Source organism: Thauera sp. (genome assembly GCF_034003485.1).
GTDB lineage: Bacteria > Pseudomonadota > Gammaproteobacteria > Burkholderiales > Rhodocyclaceae > Thauera.
This window is the reverse complement of sequence record NZ_JAVEYL010000043.1, coordinates 1-16,187: the sequence shown is the minus strand read 5'-3', so window position 1 is coordinate 16,187 and position 16,187 is coordinate 1. Positions and strand designations below refer to the sequence as shown.

Genomic DNA, 16,187 nt, shown 5'->3' with positions numbered 1-16,187 from the left:
CTAGCAGCCTGTCGGACTTGAAGCCGGCGAACGGCGTACCGGCAGGCGGGTTTTCATGATGTGAAAAATAATCGGCATTTCAGAGCCGAAAGCGCCTTTTTCGCGTGAAATCGCCATGCTCCTGTCGTTTTTTCTCACTGCAGACGCAATGCGGCCATGCGCTTGAAGTTCCACGCGAGGCAGACCAGCGTCCATTCGTTGCGCACGTTGCCAACACCGCGCAGCAGGAACTGACGGAAACCCATCACGGACTTGATGATGCCGAACACCGGCTCGACGGTCTGTTTGCGCAGCGCGTAGGCGGCGCGACCGGCCTGGGTCTTGAGAGCGTGCTTCATCTGCTCGACGTGGGAGGTGGGCGTCTCGAGCGGTGCGGGCTCCTCGAAGCGGCTGCGCCAATCCAGATGATGCGCATCGCGCCCCACGGCGATCAGCGGCTCGACCCCGGCGTCGTGGCAGTGCTGGACGTTGCGTTCGCTGTAAAAGCCGGTGTCGGCCAGCAGCCGCGTGGGTTGATTGAGTCCATCGGGCAGTGCCTGGATGCACTCGAGCATCGGCGCGACCTGCTCCTTGTCGTTACCGGCGGTGGTGATGTGGGGCGCCACCACCAGCATCGATTCGGTATCGACCACGGCTTGCGCGTTGTAGCACTGCTCGAAACCACCGCCCGCCACCTTCATGATGCGCGAGTCTTCATCGGTCAGATTGATCTGATCCTCGGCCTGTGGCCCCGTCTGCGGGCGCTTGGGGGGCTTGCCACCGGGCTTCTTGCCCGTGCTCGCCTGCTTGGCCTGGCGCTGGGCCATCTTCGCCTCGTACTCGGCTTGCTCGCGCTCGAAACGTTCCTTCGCGCGGGCTTCGATCTTGGCTTTGGCCGTCGCGATGGCCGCCAGACGGTCTTCGCGGCGCTTGATCTCCGCCGGTAAATCCACCCCCTCAGGCACATTGCCTTGGTCGGCAGCCTCGGCCAGCTTGAGCATCTCCTGCACCTCGGCTTTGAGCTGCGCTTCGATCTTCTGCGCGTGCCCGTAAGACAGCGCACTGTGCCGGGAGGCGTTGGCGTGCAGCTTGGTGCCGTCCAGGCTGACCGTGCCAAAGCGCGAGAGCTGGTTCTCGCGTGCGACCTGCAGCACTTGCACGAAGAGCTCGGCGAACTGTTCGCCGAAGCGGCGCCGGAAACTCGCCAGGGTGTCGTGGTCCGGGTGCTGGTTGCAGGCGATGAACCTAAACGCCAGCGAATCGTAAGTCGCCCGCTCGATCCGGCGGCTCGAATGCGTCCCCGTCGCGTAGCCGTAGATCAGCAGCGACAGCAGCATCGCCGGGTGGTACGCATCGCTCCCACGCCCCGCATACGCCCGCTCCAGCGCCGACAGGTCCAGTGCCTCGACCACGTCGACCACATAGCGCGCCAGGTGCGTTTCGGGCAGCCACTCCTGTACCGAGGGCGGCAGCAGGTAGTCCGTTTGGCGGTCGATCGGGCGGAAGCGGCTCATGCTCTCAGGATCCGGGGGCGATGCGGCATTTTACAGGGGGTAGTCCGACAGGCTGCTAGGCTGATTTCCGATCGCGCGTAGTATCACTTGCGCAGCCCGAGTTCTTTCGCTGCTGTCCCGATGTGCTTTCGCGCCGTGCTAAAGACAACCGGTTGGAGCTTGGTGACCGCCGCAGCCGCTGCATCCATGCTCTTGTACCGGTGGTGATTCGCGCTGTACCAGTCCTTGATCTCCTGCGCAATCTCGCGGTTCTCAGCGTGCCGCGCGTCAGCCGCCTTCTTACCCTGGCGACTGAGCAACTCCGAGGCCGACGCTTCATCACGCGCCTCTTTCAAGGTCATCATGTGCGCGATGATGCTGAGCTGATAGAGGCTCTGCAGCCGGTCAAAGTCGAGACCGTCATCGCGAAGCTGCAGATCTTCAGATGTCAGCGAATGGTAGATCAGGCGCAGCATCGGAGGCCCCGGACGCTCACTTTCCGATTGAGGGCCAGCTTCGTCGCCGGCCTGCAGTTCAAGCGGGTGATTGGGATAATGCTCATGAAGCAATCCCTTGACCACCTCGGCCATCCGCGCCGACTCGCGAGCGACGAACGCCTTGCTCATATTGAAAAAGTGATCCCTAGCGCCAAGAAGAGTCATGTCGTGGTCGGCAAGAAGTGGAAGCAATCGGTTTAAGATCGGTCGTGAAATGGGCTGCGCACACGAAGCGTGTCGCCGACCAAGATCAGAATCCGCGTGATCTTATCCTTGCCCCAAGCGTCCGGCCTGTGACGGATGACCGCAAACTCACATTACTTCGCAATCCGCGAGGTCAATACAGAGGAAGGTGGAATGAGGTCTCCCTGGGGCGCCGATCAAGAGGTTGCACCCGACTCACGGACCCGAGCGGAAAGCCATGCGTGAAGGTCAGCTCGGCGATAACGAACCTTGCGGCCGATTTTCACGAAGGGAAGCCGGTAGCGTCCAGTCGAGCGCCAGACCGACAGGGTTCCAGGGCTAAGATCCAGAAATGCAGCAGCGGCCTTTTCATCAAGCAAGTCCACGCTGCCCACGCTCAAATTATGCGGGTGTTGGTGAGGCATAGTTCATATCCATGAAATCCGGCATGCGTGCCGTATGGACTCGAACAATACTCAAACAAAACAAGGCGGATAAGCCCGTTAGCCGGTATCGCGGATGGTTTATCGGCAGAACCTGTACTCTGCCCGTAGAGCGTAGGTTCTTGTTTGCGACCTCTAAGTTGCCCTGACGCCGCCGAGCCAGACAGATCCCTGTCGACGATGCACGCCGTAACTGCACCGCAGCCCGAATAAGAAACGAGCGCGAGCGGCTCAGCAGCCTCGCACCTCATCGCAAACCGGGCACTCGATGATGACTGCGCTCATGGCAGCCTCACGATTGTCACCTCCGACGACAGGATCTGAGGCAGACATAAATGGTGCGACCAACGAACCGCGAGCACGTCCCGCCTGCTCCTCATTGACCATCGGCGACAAGCCCGCCGGCAGCGTCTGCGACGACGGCAGACCCACTCCTGCTCGCGACTTTGCTGTTAGCCCGGCGTTAGCCCACCTGAAAATAGAAAGGGGCTGCATCGCTGCAACCCCTTGATTTCATTGGTGCCGGCAATAGGAATCGAACCCACGACCTTCTGATTACAAATCAGCTGCTCTACCAACTGAGCTATGCCGGCAACGGACACGGATTATAGCGCAAGCCTGCGCGTGCAGCGGTATCCGATGGCTTGCGCCGATAACTGTTTATATATACAGTTGTTTAAACGATTCAACGGGAGGAGCACCATGGAATCCGCAACAACGACAAGCCTAATGGCGCTCGGCCTGCTGGCAGGGCTGATGATCGGCACCGGACACATCGGCGGAGGCCTCGCCGTGGCGGTCGCAGCAGGGGCCGGCCTCTGGATGCTTCGGGCCGACTCGGTCAGGCACGACCTGCGCTAATGCGGGCGCCGTTCAGCGGCCGAACTTGCTCATCAACTGCTTGAGCTTTTCATCGCGCCTGCGCTCAGCTTCCTCTGCCTCGCGCTTTTCCCGCTGCTGCTTGGCAACGGCGGCAAAACGCTCCTTCAACAGGGTCGAGGCGTGCTCGCGCTGCTCTTGTGTCACCTCGCCAGCCGGATTGCCATCCAGGTCATAGCGCTCGGTGCCACGCTCTACCGCTTTCAGGTACTTCGTCGACGCGGTATGCGTGCGCAGCGCAATACGCAGGTTCTTTCGATCGAAATCTGCAAAACGCGCCAGGATGCTGGTGTCGATCTTCAGCGCCAATGGTTTGCAATCACGAAAGGCCGGCGATTCCGACTGGAGACGCTTGAGCATTGCGCGGGGCTCGACGCGCGAGGGCGTAGCCGCATCCTGCGGCTCCACGGGAACGGGGGCCTCGGCACTGGTCTCGGCTTGGTCAGGGGTCATGTAGAGGAGAACTCTGGTACGGGAACGGAAGTCAATGTCAGGCGGACGGTAAAAATCTCGAAAGCCTCTCGGCCGAAATCAGTTCTGCGCGGTCATTTCCGCCGCACGCCTTGAACTGGGCACTATTCTAACGCCGGGTCGACCCCGCCGCGGGTCGGTTTGCGCTTTTTGTCCCGATACAGGGATGTTCCGGCAACCGCCGCGCGACCCGCGGCCCGCTTCTCCCTAAAACCATAACGGAGCACAAGATGGAAAAGCGCTGGAGACGACTCCCCGGCTCGCGCACCGAGCCTGCAGGACTGGAACGCAAGGTGCTTGCCCGATTGCCCGTCATCGCGCTCGCTGGAACAGCTGCCTGCGTGGCGGTTTCCCTGCTCGTGCGCCTTTTCTGGTGGGGCGACTCGAGCCACGAGACGGCGCGCGCCCTGCAGATGATCGACATCTGGGTGATCGCCGCCGTGCTGCTGCACTGGACGATAGTGGCGACCGTCGCCATTTACTGCTTCATCGTGTTCGTGATGAAGGGGCCAGCCTACGTCGCCGACCGTTACGAGCTTCCAGACGAAGACGCCCCGCGCTGAACCGGCCGCGGGGCGTCCGAATGCGGGCGGTCCTGATCAGGATCGTGACCCCTGCTGGCGGGTTGCACCGGCGTTGGCGGGGCCTTCGTCATGCGCGTCCTCCCACCCGGTGATCATCGCCTTGATGTGAGCAAACACGGTGTGGCCAGCCGTTGCGAGGTACATGTGGATGATCAGGAAAGCCAGCATCAGAAAGGCGCCGAGCGTGTGCACGGTGGCGACCTGCTCCAATCCTAGCCCGGCCGGAACCTTGCCGGCGAGGTCAGCCCAGAAGAGGTAGAGCAGCCCGGAGATCCAGATGATTGGATTGATCACCAGCTTCACACCCAGATAGGCCAGGCGCTGGAGCGGGTTGTGCTTGCGCTCGAGCGTAACCTTGTACGGGTGCGGCGCGCCGACGAAGATCCCGTAAGCGTAATACCGCACCATCCGGTCGATGTTCTGCGCGGTCGGAATGTAGTGCTTCCAGGCGCCAGTCGTGAAGTGCCAGAAGATCGCAAAGGTCCAGAGCCCAATCAGCAACCACGCCGCAACCTCATGGATCTGAACCGCCTTGCCGAACGGGATCAGTCCATGACTTCCGTGGATCGCGAACCCTGTGACCAGCAGCACGATGATCAGGGCCGCCTGCATCCAGTGCCAGAAACGCTCGAACCGGGTAAAGAGATACATACGCTCGCTCATCTCAGTGCTCCTTGTCGTGCTTGCGCTTGTTGCGACTCAGGAATCGCAAGCTTCCGTGTCCGATCGCCCCCACCAGCATCAGCCCGGCCAAGCCGAATCCGAGCCGGTCGAGCAACGCGCTGCGGTCGCGGCCAGGCAGGTAGATGTCGGTAATCTCGACCAGGCGACCGTCTTCCGCTCGGGTATGGCATTCGTTACACCGGACCGTCTTTTCTTTCGGCGCCACCATGTGGGTGATGAACCAGTTCATCCGCGTCTCGATGAAGTCGAACTGGCCGCTGTAGGGCAGCTCGGCGTAATCCATGCCGGCCTTGATCGACTTGGTGTAGTCGAAGTTGCCCCAGAAAGCGGTGTCGTCCTGACCGTAGACGTGGTTCACCACCAGCGTCTTGTTCACCGGGTCGTAGGGCTGCTTGCCGACCATGACCTTGAACGGCCAGATACGTGCGTTCGGATCGCTCGCCGAGCCCTCGACGCGATTCAACTCGAGGACCTTGCTGTCGTCGATCTTGTCGGTGAGCGCAATCTGGTGGACCACGCCGTTGTACCACTTGTAACTCGGGCGCACGTTCTCGCCATACTTGAAGTCACCCTTCTCGGCCGAGTAGCTCAGGTGGCCATGGTCATCCTTGATGAACAGCGGCTTGCCGTCGGGCCCGCGCTTGCCGGCGGTGGACCAGTCCCACAGCGTCTTGGTGGCAATGCCACCGCGCGCAAACTCGGGGATGTGGCAGGTCTGACAGGCCACGCGGTTGGCGTGGTTGTTCAGGCGCTCATCCTTGTGCGGCGTGACGTCGTGGCACGACTCGCAGGTTGCGCGGTTGTGGTCGACATGCTTCATGTCCACGCCCTTGGTGTCTTTCGCAATCGCCGCATAGCGGCTGCCCGAGGGCTGGTGGGCGTTGAAGGTGTGGCAGTCTGCACAGCTCATGTTCTCGCCATCGGGCGACATGTGGACGTCGAGGTCCCGCGACGGCTTGATCAGCGAGGTGTCCAGGTCGCCATGCTTTACGGCGTCTCCGCCGCCACCGTTGAAGTGGCAGGCGCCGCAGTTCTCGCGCCCCGGCTTGCCCACCGCCTGTGCGATCCTGGTCAGATCGGGCGGCTGCACGATCTTGCCGCTGCCCTTGGGCATCTCGCGCGGCGCATACAAGGGGTGGCCGGCGTCGGTAGGGACTTTCTTGTAGGTCGTCGTCGTGTCGTGGCAGGCCAGGCAGTCGACGTTTTCCTGGTTGGTGAAATCGTAGTTCTTGTCCGTCCAGCCGTAGCCGGCGTGACAGCTCGTGCACCGCGTCTCGTTGGAAAGGATGGACCCGCAGAAGTTGTTGGCCGCGTGCTGCTTGCCAAGCTTTTTGCCGGTGGTCGGACTGATCGCCTCCCAGGTCCAGTGCACGCTCTTCATGACCTGATGCCCGGCCTCGTTGTGACACGCCAGGCAGGCCTTGGTGACTTCGGGACCGGTCTTGAACGGCCCCTGCAGCTCCTTGAACTTGCTGTGATCGGCCGTGGTCGCGGCCTTGCCACCCGCCGCAGCAACCGGCATCCCGTCCGCCCCACCCGCCGCATCAGTCGCTGCCAGTGTGAAGGAGCTCGCGGCCATGATCAAAGCGGCGCCGAGCCACTTGCGCCAGCCGGATGTTCGCTTGCCCATTTGTCGTCCCCCGAAAACACCTGTTCGTATCGAGATGCTAGCCAAGACATGAATATCAGTTTTTGATTAATGTCTAACTTGAGTCAGATCAAACAAAAATTGAATTCGCGCCGGCACGCGTGCCCGCGGGCACGGTCACCCCGGTCGCACCCCCACTTATAATGCCTTGACGATTGCTACGGACCGGTAGAAAAGACCCTCTCCATGCCCACGCTCAGCAACCCCTCGGAGATCGCCCGCGAGACACTGCGCCAGCTCGCGATGCGTCGAGTTGCGCCCACGCCCGACAATTACGGCAAGCTCTACCACGAAATTGCCGGCACACCCGGTGATGAGAACGAGTTGCCCGAGGCCTTCGTGCGCAAGCTCGCCCGCCGCCTGCCGCGTGACAATGCAGAACGCCAGCGGCACGTGCGCCAGCTTGAGCAGGCACTCGCCGACGGCAAGCCCAAGGCTGCCGAGGCCGCACTTGAGCACTACCTCGACGGGCTCAAGCTCGCCGAACAACCCGCCTGGAACGAACTGATCGCCACCCTGCTGCGCCAGTGGGAAGCCCGCCACACAGGATGGACCACCGCACGCAAGCGCGACTCGCTCGACCGCGTGCTCAACGCCGCCGACCCCGCGACGCTCTACACCCGCCTGCAGGGCCTGTTGCGCGGCTGGAGCCAGTCCGCCACTGACGACGACGCGCGCCCCGCCGAGCCCCCGGCAAGTGAGACGCCCACCTCCGTAGCCGAGCGCAGCACGAAGCCCGCCAGCGCCAACCAGACGGGCGCAGCAATCCCGGCGCAGCCTGCTGCAACACAGCCTGCTCCCCACGACACCCCAAACCTGAAGACCAGCGACGCCCTGCGCGACCTGCTGCAACTGAGCTATCGCCAGACCGTCCCCGCGCTGCTCGCCGAACACCCCCGCCTAGAGGAAACCGCACTCAGGTTCTCCGAGGAGTTCGCGAAGCGTGACGAACCCGAGCGGTTCCAGCTGCTCGGCGAGCGCCTGCGCGCCTTCACCCGCGAGGTCGAGCTCGCCGCCGCAGACGACGCCGAAGTGCACGCCGGTCTGCTCGAGCTTCTGCGCCTGCTCCTGCGCAACATTGACGAACTCGTACTCGACGACCAGTGGCTGAGCGGCCAGATCGAAATGCTGCGCGAGATCATCGACACCAAGCCCGACCCGCGCAAACTGGACGACGCAGGCCGCCGGCTAAAGGAGCTCATCTTCAAGCAGGGCCAGCTCAAGCACACCCTGGCCGAAAGCCAGCGCCACCTGCGCGACATGCTCGCCGGCTTCGTCGACCAGCTCGCGCGCTTCTCCGAGAGCACGGGCACTTACCACGACCGCATCGGCAGCTGCGCACAGCGCATCGCACAGGCCAGCGACATTGCCGAGATCGGCCCCCTGCTCGACGAGGTGATGACTGAAACGCGCAGCATCCAGGAAGAAGCCCGCCGCTCGCGCGACGAACTGCTCACCGCGCGCAAGCAGGCCAGCGAGGCCGAGCAGCGCATCGCCACCCTGCAGGCCGAGCTCGAGGAGACCAGCCGCCTGATGCGCCACGACCAGCTCACTGACGCGCTCAACCGCCGCGGGCTGGAAGAAATGTTCCAGACCGAAGCCGCACGCGCCCAGCGCCGCGGCAGCCGGCTCGCGGTCGCCCTGCTCGACATCGACCACTTCAAGAGGCTCAACGACAGCCTCGGCCACAAAGTCGGCGACGATGCGCTCGTCCATCTGGCCCGCGTCGTGCGCCGACACCTGCGCCCGCAGGACGTGCTGGCGCGCCTCGGTGGGGAAGAGTTCGTCATCCTGCTGCCCGAAACCGCCGAGAACGACGCCCAGCAAGCCCTCGTGCGCCTGCAGCGCGAACTCACACGCGAGTTCTTCATGGCCGACCAGCAGAAGGTGGTGATCACCTTCAGCGCGGGCGTCACGCCACTCGGCGCCGGCGAAGGCATGGAGAGCGCCCTCAAACGCGCCGACGCCGCGATGTACCAGGCCAAGCACGCCGGGCGCAATCGCGTCATGATCGCGCCCCTGCCCGTGGCGAACGCCTCCACCGCGCGAGCCTCGAGCCACCCGGCCCACATGCCCGCGAAACCCTAGTCGCCCAACTTGCCCCGCCCCGCCTTCACCGATGCCCGCCGCGCCTTGCCGTCCAGGCGCCGGGTGACCGATGCACGCGTTGGCCGCGTGGCGCGGCGGGCCTTTGGCGGCGCCGCGACGCTGTTGACGAGTTCTTCCAGCCGGCGCAGCGCATCAGCCCGGTTCTTCTCCAGGCTGCGGAATTTCTGCGCCTTGATGATCACCACGCCTTCCTTGCTGATGCGCTGGTCACCAAGCTGCAGCAGCCGCGCCCTCACGTCCTCAGGCAGCGACGAAGTGCCGATGTCGAAGCGCAGATGTACCGCGTTCGAGACCTTGTTCACGTTCTGGCCGCCCGCACCCTGGGCGCGGATCGCGGTGAACTCGACTTCGTCGGGGGAGACGTTCAGGTGGGTTCGCATCGAAGGCCGCCCCGCTGCTCAGGCCTCGCCGCCGGCCGCTGCTGCCCTGCCCGCCTGGCGCGCGTCCTCTTCCTGGCGCGCCGCCTCGATGACCTGCATCACCTCGCCGACATCGGCAGGTCCGGCTTCCACCTCGAAGACTCCGGTGAGCACACTCTCGGGCTGCAGCTTGCCGGATTCGTAAAGCGCCCAGATCTCCTTGCCGTAAGCCTTGTCGAGCAGTTCCGGGGCGAACTGGCCGAAGTAGGCTGCAAGATTGTCGACATCGCGCTCGAGCATGGCGCGGGCGTTGTTGTTGGCTGCGGCATCGACTGCCTGGGGCAGGTCGATGATCACCGGCCCGTTGCCATCGACCAGTACGTTGTATTCCGACAAGTCCCCGTGGACGATGCCGGCGCACAACATGCGGACCACCTGGCGCACGAGATCGGCGTGAAAACGCCGCGCATCTTCCTCACCGAGCACGACATCGTTGAGTCGCGGCGCCGGCTCGCCGTCCTCGTCGGTGACCAGCTCCATCAACAGCACGCCCTCGTGAAAGTCGTACGGTGTCGGCACGCGCACGCCGGCCGCAGCGAGCCGCCGCAGCGCGTCGACCTCGGCGTGCTGCCAGGCGGCCTCCTGCTCCTGGCGGCCGTAGCGCGAGCCCTTGGCCATCGCGCGCGCCTGGCGGCTGTTCTTGATCTTGCGCCCCTCGGTGTAGTCGGTCGCCTTGTGGAACCCGCGCTTGTTGGCCTCCTTGTACACCTTGGCGCAGCGCAACTCGTCGCCGCACTGCACGACATAGACCATGGCCTCCTTGCCGCTCATGAGCTGGCGCAGGACGCGGTCGACGAGACCGTCGGCCACCAGCGGTTCGATTCTGCTCGGGGTCTTCACGTGTTGGGGGTACTCCGGGGGGTGTTGGGGTCGGTTGCCGCGCCCGGCCGGAAGGCCGCAGGCAGGGAGTCGAGATACAGCGCCTCCACCTGCTCGCGCGCCCACGGCGTACGACGCAGGAATTTCAGGCTCGAGGCGATGCTCGGTTCGTGGTTGAAGCAGCGAATGTCGATCCGCCGCCCCAGCCCCGCCCAGCCGAAGCGGGCGACCAGGTCGGTCACGATCCGCTCGAGGGTGAGGCCGTGCAAGGGGTTGTTGGGTTGTGCTGCGGTCATCGGGTTTTCTCGCGTCCGGTCTGACGGTTGTGCGTATCGCTTGCTGCAAGGGGAGTGACTAGTACTCCGGGCTGGCGCGCGTTGTCAATCCGGCCTCGCGTCGGCCTCGTTCCCGGGTGGCTGCCCCCACCGCCTAGCCCATCTCTTCCCGCCTCTTCTCCTGCATCTGGCAGAGGGGCGCCACCTGCGGGTGCGCGAGCGCAATGCCGTGCGCTCGCAGCGCAGCGTCGATCAGACTGAAGACCTCGTTGCGGCACACGGGCTCGCGGTCGTGCTGGGGCACCCCGTACTTAACCCGATAGCTGATTCCATGAAGCCCGTAATGCACCACCTGCACCTCCGGCGGCCGGTCTTCGACGATGCTCTCGGCCCCGGACAGCGCCTGGCGGATCAGCGCCTTGGCCTCGGCCACCGCCAGACCGACCGGCAAGGTCAGCTCGGCATGGTCGCGATACTCCTTGCGCGGCGCGCTGAAGTTGGTAATCCGCTGCCGCGAGATCTGGCTGTTGGGCAGGATCACGTAGGTGCTGTCCCCGGTGACGAGACGGGTCGTGCGCCAGCCGATCTCCTGCACGCGCCCCTGGGCCAGCGTTTCGATCCGCACCCAGTCGCCGATGCGAAACGGTGCCTCGATGCCGAGCGCGATGCCCGACAGCGTGTCCGCCACCACGTTGCGGATGGCGAATCCCAGCACCGCCAGCACCAGGCCCGATCCGGTCAGGATGCCCGACAGGTCCTGGCGAAAGAACAAGGACAGCGCGACCAGGGCCGCGAGCGCAAAAAGCAGCACCCGCAGCAGGTCCAGGAGCACCTTCGGCACCGGCCTCTGGCCCTTGCGGCGCTGCGATAGCCGGTTCGTGACCAGCACGAGCAGGAGCTGCGCCCCGGCCAGCACCGCCAGCGCCATGGCGGCGTTGCGCGCAGGCTCAAGCCAGCCTTGCGCTGCGTGGTCGGGCGGCAACAGCCCGAACACCGGCTCCGCAAAGACGGCAACGAGCACCAGCAGCGTGAAGCGGGCAGCAGCCCGCAGCCAGGACGCAATCGGCGCGACCGAATCAGACGGCTTCATTGCGCCCCCTTTGCGCGCCCAGGCGCACGGCGCGGGCACGCGGGCTGCGCGTGACTGAACCAACGCTGCATCAGCCCGCCCGGAGCGCTTCGGCGACCGGCGGCACAATCAAATTTTTCGCCGCATCGCGGACAGGCGAGCGGCAACAAGGCGCGATCCATGGCATGACCTGCAAGATGAGAGATGAGAGAAAGGACACTTTCAACTCGCCCCGGCCTGCCGATCATTGCCCGCTTGGGGCTATCGAGGCCGGGGCCAGGCATGTGCCTGGTCAATGCGCATGGCGAATCTCACGGCGCTTGGACTCCTTGGGGTGGAAACTGAAAACGGGGATTGGCACGGCCATCGCGCACCAATGTATCAAAATGGGGAGCTTTTTCGTGATTTCAAGTACTTGCGTCGCCTGGCCGGCGTGGAAGCAGGCGCCAACCGAGCCCTCGCTCGGCATCGTGATCTGTAGCGCGGCGCAGGCACGTAAAATGACGGCTGTCGTCTGCGACGCAGGCGCACATGGAAATTCAGGGTGACGAAGCAGGAAAGCACAATGGCCTTGGTTCAACCGGTGAGCGACAAGCGCTGCATCAGCTGCAACCGCTGGCACGGGCGGCGCCGGCCGGGCGAAGCGCCGGACACCGTCGAGGTCGCCTCGGCCGCGGTGCGGGGCATGTGCATCGAAGGGCCGTGGCATCGGAGCTTGCGTGGTGTGCGCTCGGCATGTGGTCAGTGGCTGCGGTGGACGGCATTGGGGGAAAATTCAGCCGATGGGCGGTGACGCTTTTAAGGCGGCCGCCTCACCCGCCCAACCCGAAAAATCATCACAACACTCGAATTTCCCTCACAGCAAGCAGCTTTTATGGCGCTGGAGTCGAAAAACACGAAACCCGACTTTTCCTTGGAACCATCCTCGGCGATAAGCCCAAACGACTCCCGCACCACACCTCAGCACGGTCGAGCGCGTCGGCAGGCAGATGGAAATGCTGTTCTCGCCGCCTCGCAGAAGTGGGGGGCCTGCTCCGCGGTGACGTAGTCGTCGGCAGGGAACAGATCGACATAAACTCCCGTCGGCAAGGCCGCTGCCGGAAGTTCTCGTTCCGTCAGCTACTGCCAGAGATGGCACGCCCGCCGGATGTGGGCACCGTTGGGCGCCACGTTCAGCCGGACCAGCGCAAGTGACGCTACTCGTCCGGATCATCCTCTCTGCGAGCAAGGGTGCCGCAACGCGGGCAGACGAATGTCCCGAAAGGGGACTCGACAAAGCGCAAGCCGAGGTCATCGCCTGCAGCTTCATTGCAATCGCAAGTGATCAGACGCCCCTCGATCGTGATGTCTTCCTGCAAGCCGCAGGCCGGACAGTTCAGCAGCCCGCGATCCTCGGAGAAGAGACCGAGCGCGCGCGCCTCCTCGCGAAGGGACTGAATCCTTCGGGCCAGGGCCGCCAGTTCGGGCGGAATTTCGTGATCAGCCATGGCGGATGACGCCCTGGCCGCGCAAGCCGGAGGCTGAGCGGATTCTCACGATCCGTCGGTCTCGAGGCCGGCGCATCGCCACAGCACGTCGAACTCCTCACCAACGCCCCAGCCCACGTTCTGCCCCATCACGCGGACGACATCCAGCCGCTCGAGAAAGGTCGCGCGCTGCGGCTCGGGCAAGCCCCGCAACCATCGTCAGCGCCTGCTCGAACATCCGCACCAGCGCGCCGTAGTACGCATCGTCGTCCAATCCGAACTCGGCGCTGAAACCGGTCGCCTGTTCGCAATAGAAGACCATCAGCTCCGCGAGCCCCACCGGCAGACCGATCGCCTTCTTGTAGTCGGCGATCGGCTTCTTGGCCTTCGCGACCGAGTAGTCCTGATTCTTGTACACATCGGGGCAAAGCCAGCGCTCGATCACCACCCTGTAGGGCTCGAGCGCATCCGCACCGAGCCCGAGGCGGGCGTGCAGGAAGACCTGATTGTCCTTGCTGGCGGCATACATGTCCTGGACCAAGGCGAGCAGTCCGGCCCGATCGAAGTCGACCAGCGCGCCCTTTACGTCGCGCCAGCCTGGCTTGCCCTTCTTTGTTGCCATGTCCGACAGATCCCTCATCGAGTGTTGGTCAGCCCCAGGCCGGCAACAGCGGCACGCCCAGCACACTGCCGATCACCGCCAGCCATACCACCGCGGCCGCATAGGCCTGCAGGCAGTAGCGCACGTTAGCGCGCGCGAGCCGCGCGGCCGACAGGCCGTAGCGGCCCTGCAGCGCGAGGTGGATGCCCGACATCGGCCCGGCGGCGAGGCCGATCGCCCACGACTGCACGAACACCAGCGCGAGCAGCGTCGGCTCCGGCTGCAGCGGCGCCAGCCAGGCCGAAGCCATGGCGATGGTGATCACCGCGTGGATGCCGAGCGCGGCGAGCAGGATCATCGCCGCCAGCACCAGCGCCGCCTCGGTCACGCCGAAGGCGGAAAAAGGCAGCCACAGCCCGCCGCTGTCCATCAGCGCACGCAGCCCGCTGGCGAATACCGCCGCCGACAGGAACAGCACCAGCTCGCCCGACATGCCCGGCAGGCGGTCGCGCACATGGTCATACAGCGCACGGCCGCCCGCCCGCGGCCCCTGCTGGACCAGCACCGCGACGCACACCACCGCGAGCGCGGCCAGGCTGATGACCGCCAGCGCCGCCCATTCGGGCACCACCCATTGTCCGGACACCACCAGCGCCGCCAGCACCGCGGGCACCTTCAGCGCCGAGGCCTGCATCGGATAGCCGATGAAGTCGGCCGCCCGGTTGCCACTGGTGCGCTCGGTGTCCCGCCCGGCGAGCCACAGCAGCACCACTGCCAGCGCCATGCCGGATGCGGCCAGGCCGAGCGGGCTCGCGCCGGGCGCATAAGTCAGTGCCACCGCGGTGGCGGCAAAGAAGGGCGACCACAGGGCCGCGGCGAGAAAGGCGCGCACCAGCACCGCCGCCTGGTCCTGGCGCGGCTTGCCGTCCGGACCGATGCGGTCGGCCATGATGAAGACCGCCGACAGGTTGATCACCGCGCCCAGCACGTGCACCGCGCCCAAGGTGCGCCACAGCGCGCCGCGGCCCTTGGGCAAGCCTTCGCTGCCGGCTTCGGGCGTGCGCAGCAGGCGCAGGAAGCTGACCGCCGCCAGCATGCCCAGCAGCGCGGTGTTTTGCGTCAGCAAGCCCAGCAGGCTCGGGCTGCCCCCGCGCCCGAGTGCGACGCCAAACGCCACCACGCCCACACCGGCCAGCAGCAGCGCCTGGCGCTTCTGCGCGCGCGCGAGCTGCGGCCACAACAGCGCGGCCGCGCCCCAGGCTGCCAGCCCGGCGATCCAGACTGGCGGCCCATGCCCGGTGCCCGCCAGCGCGGCGAGCACCGTCATCGCAAACAGCAGCACGGCCGCCAGCGTGCGGCGGCGGGAAGAGGTGGTGGGCAATTCAGGATGCAAGGGAGCGAAGGGTGTTGTTGGTCCGCGGGGGCTTTGCTTGCGAGAATCCATTTTCCACCAGATGCCGATGGCGACACAGCGCGGCATCGACCACTTGCGGGACGAACGCAGCGAACCGCGAGGCCTGACGCCGCTGCATCCCCGCCCCCCGCATCGGGGATAATGGCCGCCCGGAGACTCGCACCGCCCCCCATGTGTGCCAACTACCGCCCCGCCTCGCGTGAAGCGCTCGCCGCGCTGGCGCTGCCGCCACCGGACTTCGGCTACGGCGAGGCCTATCCCGGCTCGGTCGTGCCGGTCGTGACGAACTTCGCACCCCGACAGTGGGTGCCCGCCGTCTTCGGGCTCGTCCCGGCCTGGGCGCACGACCTGAAGATCATCTGCTCGACCTACAACGCACGCTCGGAGACGCTCGGCGAGACGCCCTCCTTTCGCCACGCCTGGCAGCGCGGCCAGCTTTGCATCATCCCGGCCGAGGTGCTCTTCGAGCCCTGCTACGAGACCGGAAAATCGGTGCGCTGGGCGATCCGACGCGCCGACGGCAAGCCGATGGGGATCGCCGGGCTGTGGGAGCGCAAGGAGGACGAGGCCGGGGATCTGCACTGGTCGATGACCATGCTGACGATCAACGCCGATGGCCATCCCCTCATGCAGCGATTCCACAAGCCGGGCGACGAGAAGCGCTCGGTGGTGATCCTGCCCGACGACGCCTGGGGAGACTGGCTGCGTGCCAAGTCGGAAAGCACGGCGCGCACATTTTTCCGGGGTTTCGACTCGGGCGCCTTCGTAGCCGAGCCTGCACCGCGCTGATCTGCTCAGCCGCCGATCTGTCGCCTTCGCCTGCCAGGTGTCGGGTCAAACCGCCCCACGCAACCCATTGATTTGTATAGGTCACGTGCGAAAGCCGGCTTTCGCAGAAACAGAGAACGGAGAGCACAGAGGGCGAAAAACCCTCGAAAACGAGGGCGCCGGGAGGGGGCGCCCTTTTCGCACGAAACGCGAAACCCGCGCCAACACTGGGGTTTCGGGCAGCTACGAAAAAGGCCAGTGTGCCGTTAAGCATTTCCTGGCACGAAATCAAGCATAAAGTGGCCAAGAACTACCGAACTCACGACCACAAACAGCCCGAAAAGCGACCTACGGACGCCTCTTCCAGCCGTCCGCGACAGCCAGAA

At 64.9% G+C, this 16,187-nt stretch carries 17 protein-coding genes and 1 tRNA gene; 4 read left to right on the top strand and 14 right to left on the bottom strand.

Annotated elements, in window-relative coordinates:
• Positions 1-134: 134 nt before the first annotated feature.
• The 4 genes from RBT54_RS16670 to RBT54_RS16655 all read right to left on the bottom strand — a co-directional run bounded on the left by RBT54_RS16670 (position 135) and on the right by RBT54_RS16655 (position 3,188).
• A complete protein-coding gene (locus RBT54_RS16670) occupies positions 135-1,493 on the bottom strand; it encodes an IS1182 family transposase (protein WP_320368169.1) in 1,359 nt (452 codons plus the stop codon).
• A gap of 83 nt (positions 1,494-1,576) precedes the next feature.
• Positions 1,577-2,098, bottom strand: a complete 522-nt coding sequence (locus RBT54_RS16665) for a hypothetical protein (RefSeq protein ID WP_320368168.1) — start codon at positions 2,096-2,098, stop codon at positions 1,577-1,579.
• A gap of 251 nt (positions 2,099-2,349) precedes the next feature.
• A complete protein-coding gene (locus tag RBT54_RS16660; RefSeq protein ID WP_320368167.1) occupies positions 2,350-2,577 on the bottom strand; it encodes a helix-turn-helix domain-containing protein in 228 nt (75 codons plus the stop codon).
• A gap of 535 nt (positions 2,578-3,112) precedes the next feature.
• Positions 3,113-3,188 (bottom strand) — tRNA-Thr (locus RBT54_RS16655).
• Positions 3,189-3,297: 109 nt separating this feature from the next.
• Between RBT54_RS16655 and RBT54_RS16650 the strand changes: the two genes are divergently transcribed.
• A complete protein-coding gene (locus RBT54_RS16650; RefSeq protein WP_320368166.1) occupies positions 3,298-3,456 on the top strand; it encodes a hypothetical protein in 159 nt (52 codons plus the stop codon).
• A gap of 12 nt (positions 3,457-3,468) precedes the next feature.
• Here RBT54_RS16650 and RBT54_RS16645 read toward each other — a convergent pair whose 3' ends face one another.
• The gene (locus RBT54_RS16645) at positions 3,469-3,927 is read right to left on the bottom strand and encodes a ProQ/FinO family protein (RefSeq protein WP_320368165.1); all 459 of its coding nucleotides are present in this window, start codon (positions 3,925-3,927) and stop codon (positions 3,469-3,471) included.
• Positions 3,928-4,175: 248 nt separating this feature from the next.
• On the opposite strand from RBT54_RS16645, the gene RBT54_RS16640 reads away from it, so the two are divergent.
• Entirely contained in the window at positions 4,176-4,508 is a 333-nt protein-coding gene (locus RBT54_RS16640; protein ID WP_320368164.1) for a hypothetical protein, read from the top strand.
• 36 nt (positions 4,509-4,544) lie between these two features.
• Here RBT54_RS16640 and RBT54_RS16635 read toward each other — a convergent pair whose 3' ends face one another.
• Positions 4,545-5,192 carry a cytochrome b/b6 domain-containing protein gene (locus RBT54_RS16635; RefSeq protein ID WP_320368163.1) on the bottom strand — a complete coding sequence of 216 codons (648 nt, stop codon included), beginning with the start codon at positions 5,190-5,192 and terminating at the stop codon, positions 4,545-4,547.
• A gap of 1 nt (position 5,193) precedes the next feature.
• Entirely contained in the window at positions 5,194-6,843 is a 1,650-nt protein-coding gene (locus RBT54_RS16630) for a tetrathionate reductase family octaheme c-type cytochrome (protein WP_320368162.1), read from the bottom strand.
• Positions 6,844-7,047: 204 nt separating this feature from the next.
• Here RBT54_RS16630 and RBT54_RS16625 point away from each other — a divergent pair, with 204 nt between their 5' ends.
• Positions 7,048-8,949, top strand: coding sequence for a diguanylate cyclase (locus tag RBT54_RS16625; protein WP_320368161.1), 1,902 nt, complete (start codon positions 7,048-7,050; stop codon positions 8,947-8,949).
• Here RBT54_RS16625 and arfB read toward each other — a convergent pair.
• The 7 genes from arfB to RBT54_RS16590 all read right to left on the bottom strand — a co-directional run bounded on the left by arfB (position 8,946) and on the right by RBT54_RS16590 (position 15,000).
• Positions 8,946-9,350: an alternative ribosome rescue aminoacyl-tRNA hydrolase ArfB gene (arfB, locus tag RBT54_RS16620; RefSeq protein WP_320368160.1), complete on the bottom strand. Its 405-nt coding sequence runs from the start codon at positions 9,348-9,350 to the stop codon at positions 8,946-8,948. The two genes, RBT54_RS16625 and arfB, sit on opposite strands and share 4 nt — an antisense overlap.
• An 18-nt stretch (positions 9,351-9,368) precedes the next feature.
• Positions 9,369-10,229, bottom strand: a complete 861-nt coding sequence (locus tag RBT54_RS16615; RefSeq protein ID WP_320368159.1) for a PA4780 family RIO1-like protein kinase — start codon at positions 10,227-10,229, stop codon at positions 9,369-9,371.
• Positions 10,226-10,504 (bottom strand): VF530 family protein, encoded by a 279-nt coding sequence (locus RBT54_RS16610; protein WP_320368158.1) that lies wholly within the window; start codon positions 10,502-10,504, stop codon positions 10,226-10,228. Before RBT54_RS16610 ends, RBT54_RS16615 begins: the two co-directional genes overlap by 4 nt.
• Before the next feature lie 133 nt (positions 10,505-10,637).
• Positions 10,638-11,573, bottom strand: coding sequence for a mechanosensitive ion channel family protein (locus RBT54_RS16605; RefSeq protein WP_320368170.1), 936 nt, complete (start codon positions 11,571-11,573; stop codon positions 10,638-10,640).
• A 1,175-nt stretch (positions 11,574-12,748) separates the two neighbouring features.
• Positions 12,749-13,039, bottom strand: coding sequence for a hypothetical protein (locus tag RBT54_RS16600; protein ID WP_320368157.1), 291 nt, complete (start codon positions 13,037-13,039; stop codon positions 12,749-12,751).
• Between the two features lie 97 nt (positions 13,040-13,136).
• Entirely contained in the window at positions 13,137-13,640 is a 504-nt protein-coding gene (locus tag RBT54_RS16595; RefSeq protein ID WP_320368156.1) for a hypothetical protein, read from the bottom strand.
• A gap of 28 nt (positions 13,641-13,668) precedes the next feature.
• Positions 13,669-15,000: a hypothetical protein gene (locus tag RBT54_RS16590; protein ID WP_320368155.1), complete on the bottom strand. Its 1,332-nt coding sequence runs from the start codon at positions 14,998-15,000 to the stop codon at positions 13,669-13,671.
• A 204-nt stretch (positions 15,001-15,204) separates the two neighbouring features.
• On the opposite strand from RBT54_RS16590, the gene RBT54_RS16585 reads away from it, so the two are divergent.
• Positions 15,205-15,822 carry an SOS response-associated peptidase gene (locus RBT54_RS16585; RefSeq protein WP_320368154.1) on the top strand — a complete coding sequence of 206 codons (618 nt, stop codon included), beginning with the start codon at positions 15,205-15,207 and terminating at the stop codon, positions 15,820-15,822.
• Positions 15,823-16,187 lie beyond the last annotated feature (365 nt).

Coding starts and splice junctions, on each gene's coding strand:
- RBT54_RS16660 (WP_320368167.1), bottom strand. CDS start 2,577: ATGCCTCACCAACACCCGCATAATTTGAGCGTGGGCAGCGTGGACTTG.
- RBT54_RS16645 (WP_320368165.1), bottom strand. CDS start 3,927: ATGACCCCTGACCAAGCCGAGACCAGTGCCGAGGCCCCCGTTCCCGTG.
- RBT54_RS16635 (WP_320368163.1), bottom strand. CDS start 5,192: ATGAGCGAGCGTATGTATCTCTTTACCCGGTTCGAGCGTTTCTGGCAC.
- RBT54_RS16625 (WP_320368161.1), top strand. CDS start 7,048: ATGCCCACGCTCAGCAACCCCTCGGAGATCGCCCGCGAGACACTGCGC.
- RBT54_RS16630 (WP_320368162.1), bottom strand. CDS start 6,843: ATGGGCAAGCGAACATCCGGCTGGCGCAAGTGGCTCGGCGCCGCTTTG.
- RBT54_RS16610 (WP_320368158.1), bottom strand. CDS start 10,504: ATGACCGCAGCACAACCCAACAACCCCTTGCACGGCCTCACCCTCGAG.
- RBT54_RS16650 (WP_320368166.1), top strand. CDS start 3,298: ATGGAATCCGCAACAACGACAAGCCTAATGGCGCTCGGCCTGCTGGCA.
- RBT54_RS16605 (WP_320368170.1), bottom strand. CDS start 11,573: ATGAAGCCGTCTGATTCGGTCGCGCCGATTGCGTCCTGGCTGCGGGCT.
- RBT54_RS16585 (WP_320368154.1), top strand. CDS start 15,205: ATGTGTGCCAACTACCGCCCCGCCTCGCGTGAAGCGCTCGCCGCGCTG.
- RBT54_RS16665 (WP_320368168.1), bottom strand. CDS start 2,098: ATGAGCAAGGCGTTCGTCGCTCGCGAGTCGGCGCGGATGGCCGAGGTG.
- RBT54_RS16595 (WP_320368156.1), bottom strand. CDS start 13,640: ATGGCAACAAAGAAGGGCAAGCCAGGCTGGCGCGACGTAAAGGGCGCG.
- RBT54_RS16670 (WP_320368169.1), bottom strand. CDS start 1,493: ATGAGCCGCTTCCGCCCGATCGACCGCCAAACGGACTACCTGCTGCCG.
- RBT54_RS16640 (WP_320368164.1), top strand. CDS start 4,176: ATGGAAAAGCGCTGGAGACGACTCCCCGGCTCGCGCACCGAGCCTGCA.
- arfB (WP_320368160.1), bottom strand. CDS start 9,350: ATGCGAACCCACCTGAACGTCTCCCCCGACGAAGTCGAGTTCACCGCG.
- RBT54_RS16600 (WP_320368157.1), bottom strand. CDS start 13,039: ATGGCTGATCACGAAATTCCGCCCGAACTGGCGGCCCTGGCCCGAAGG.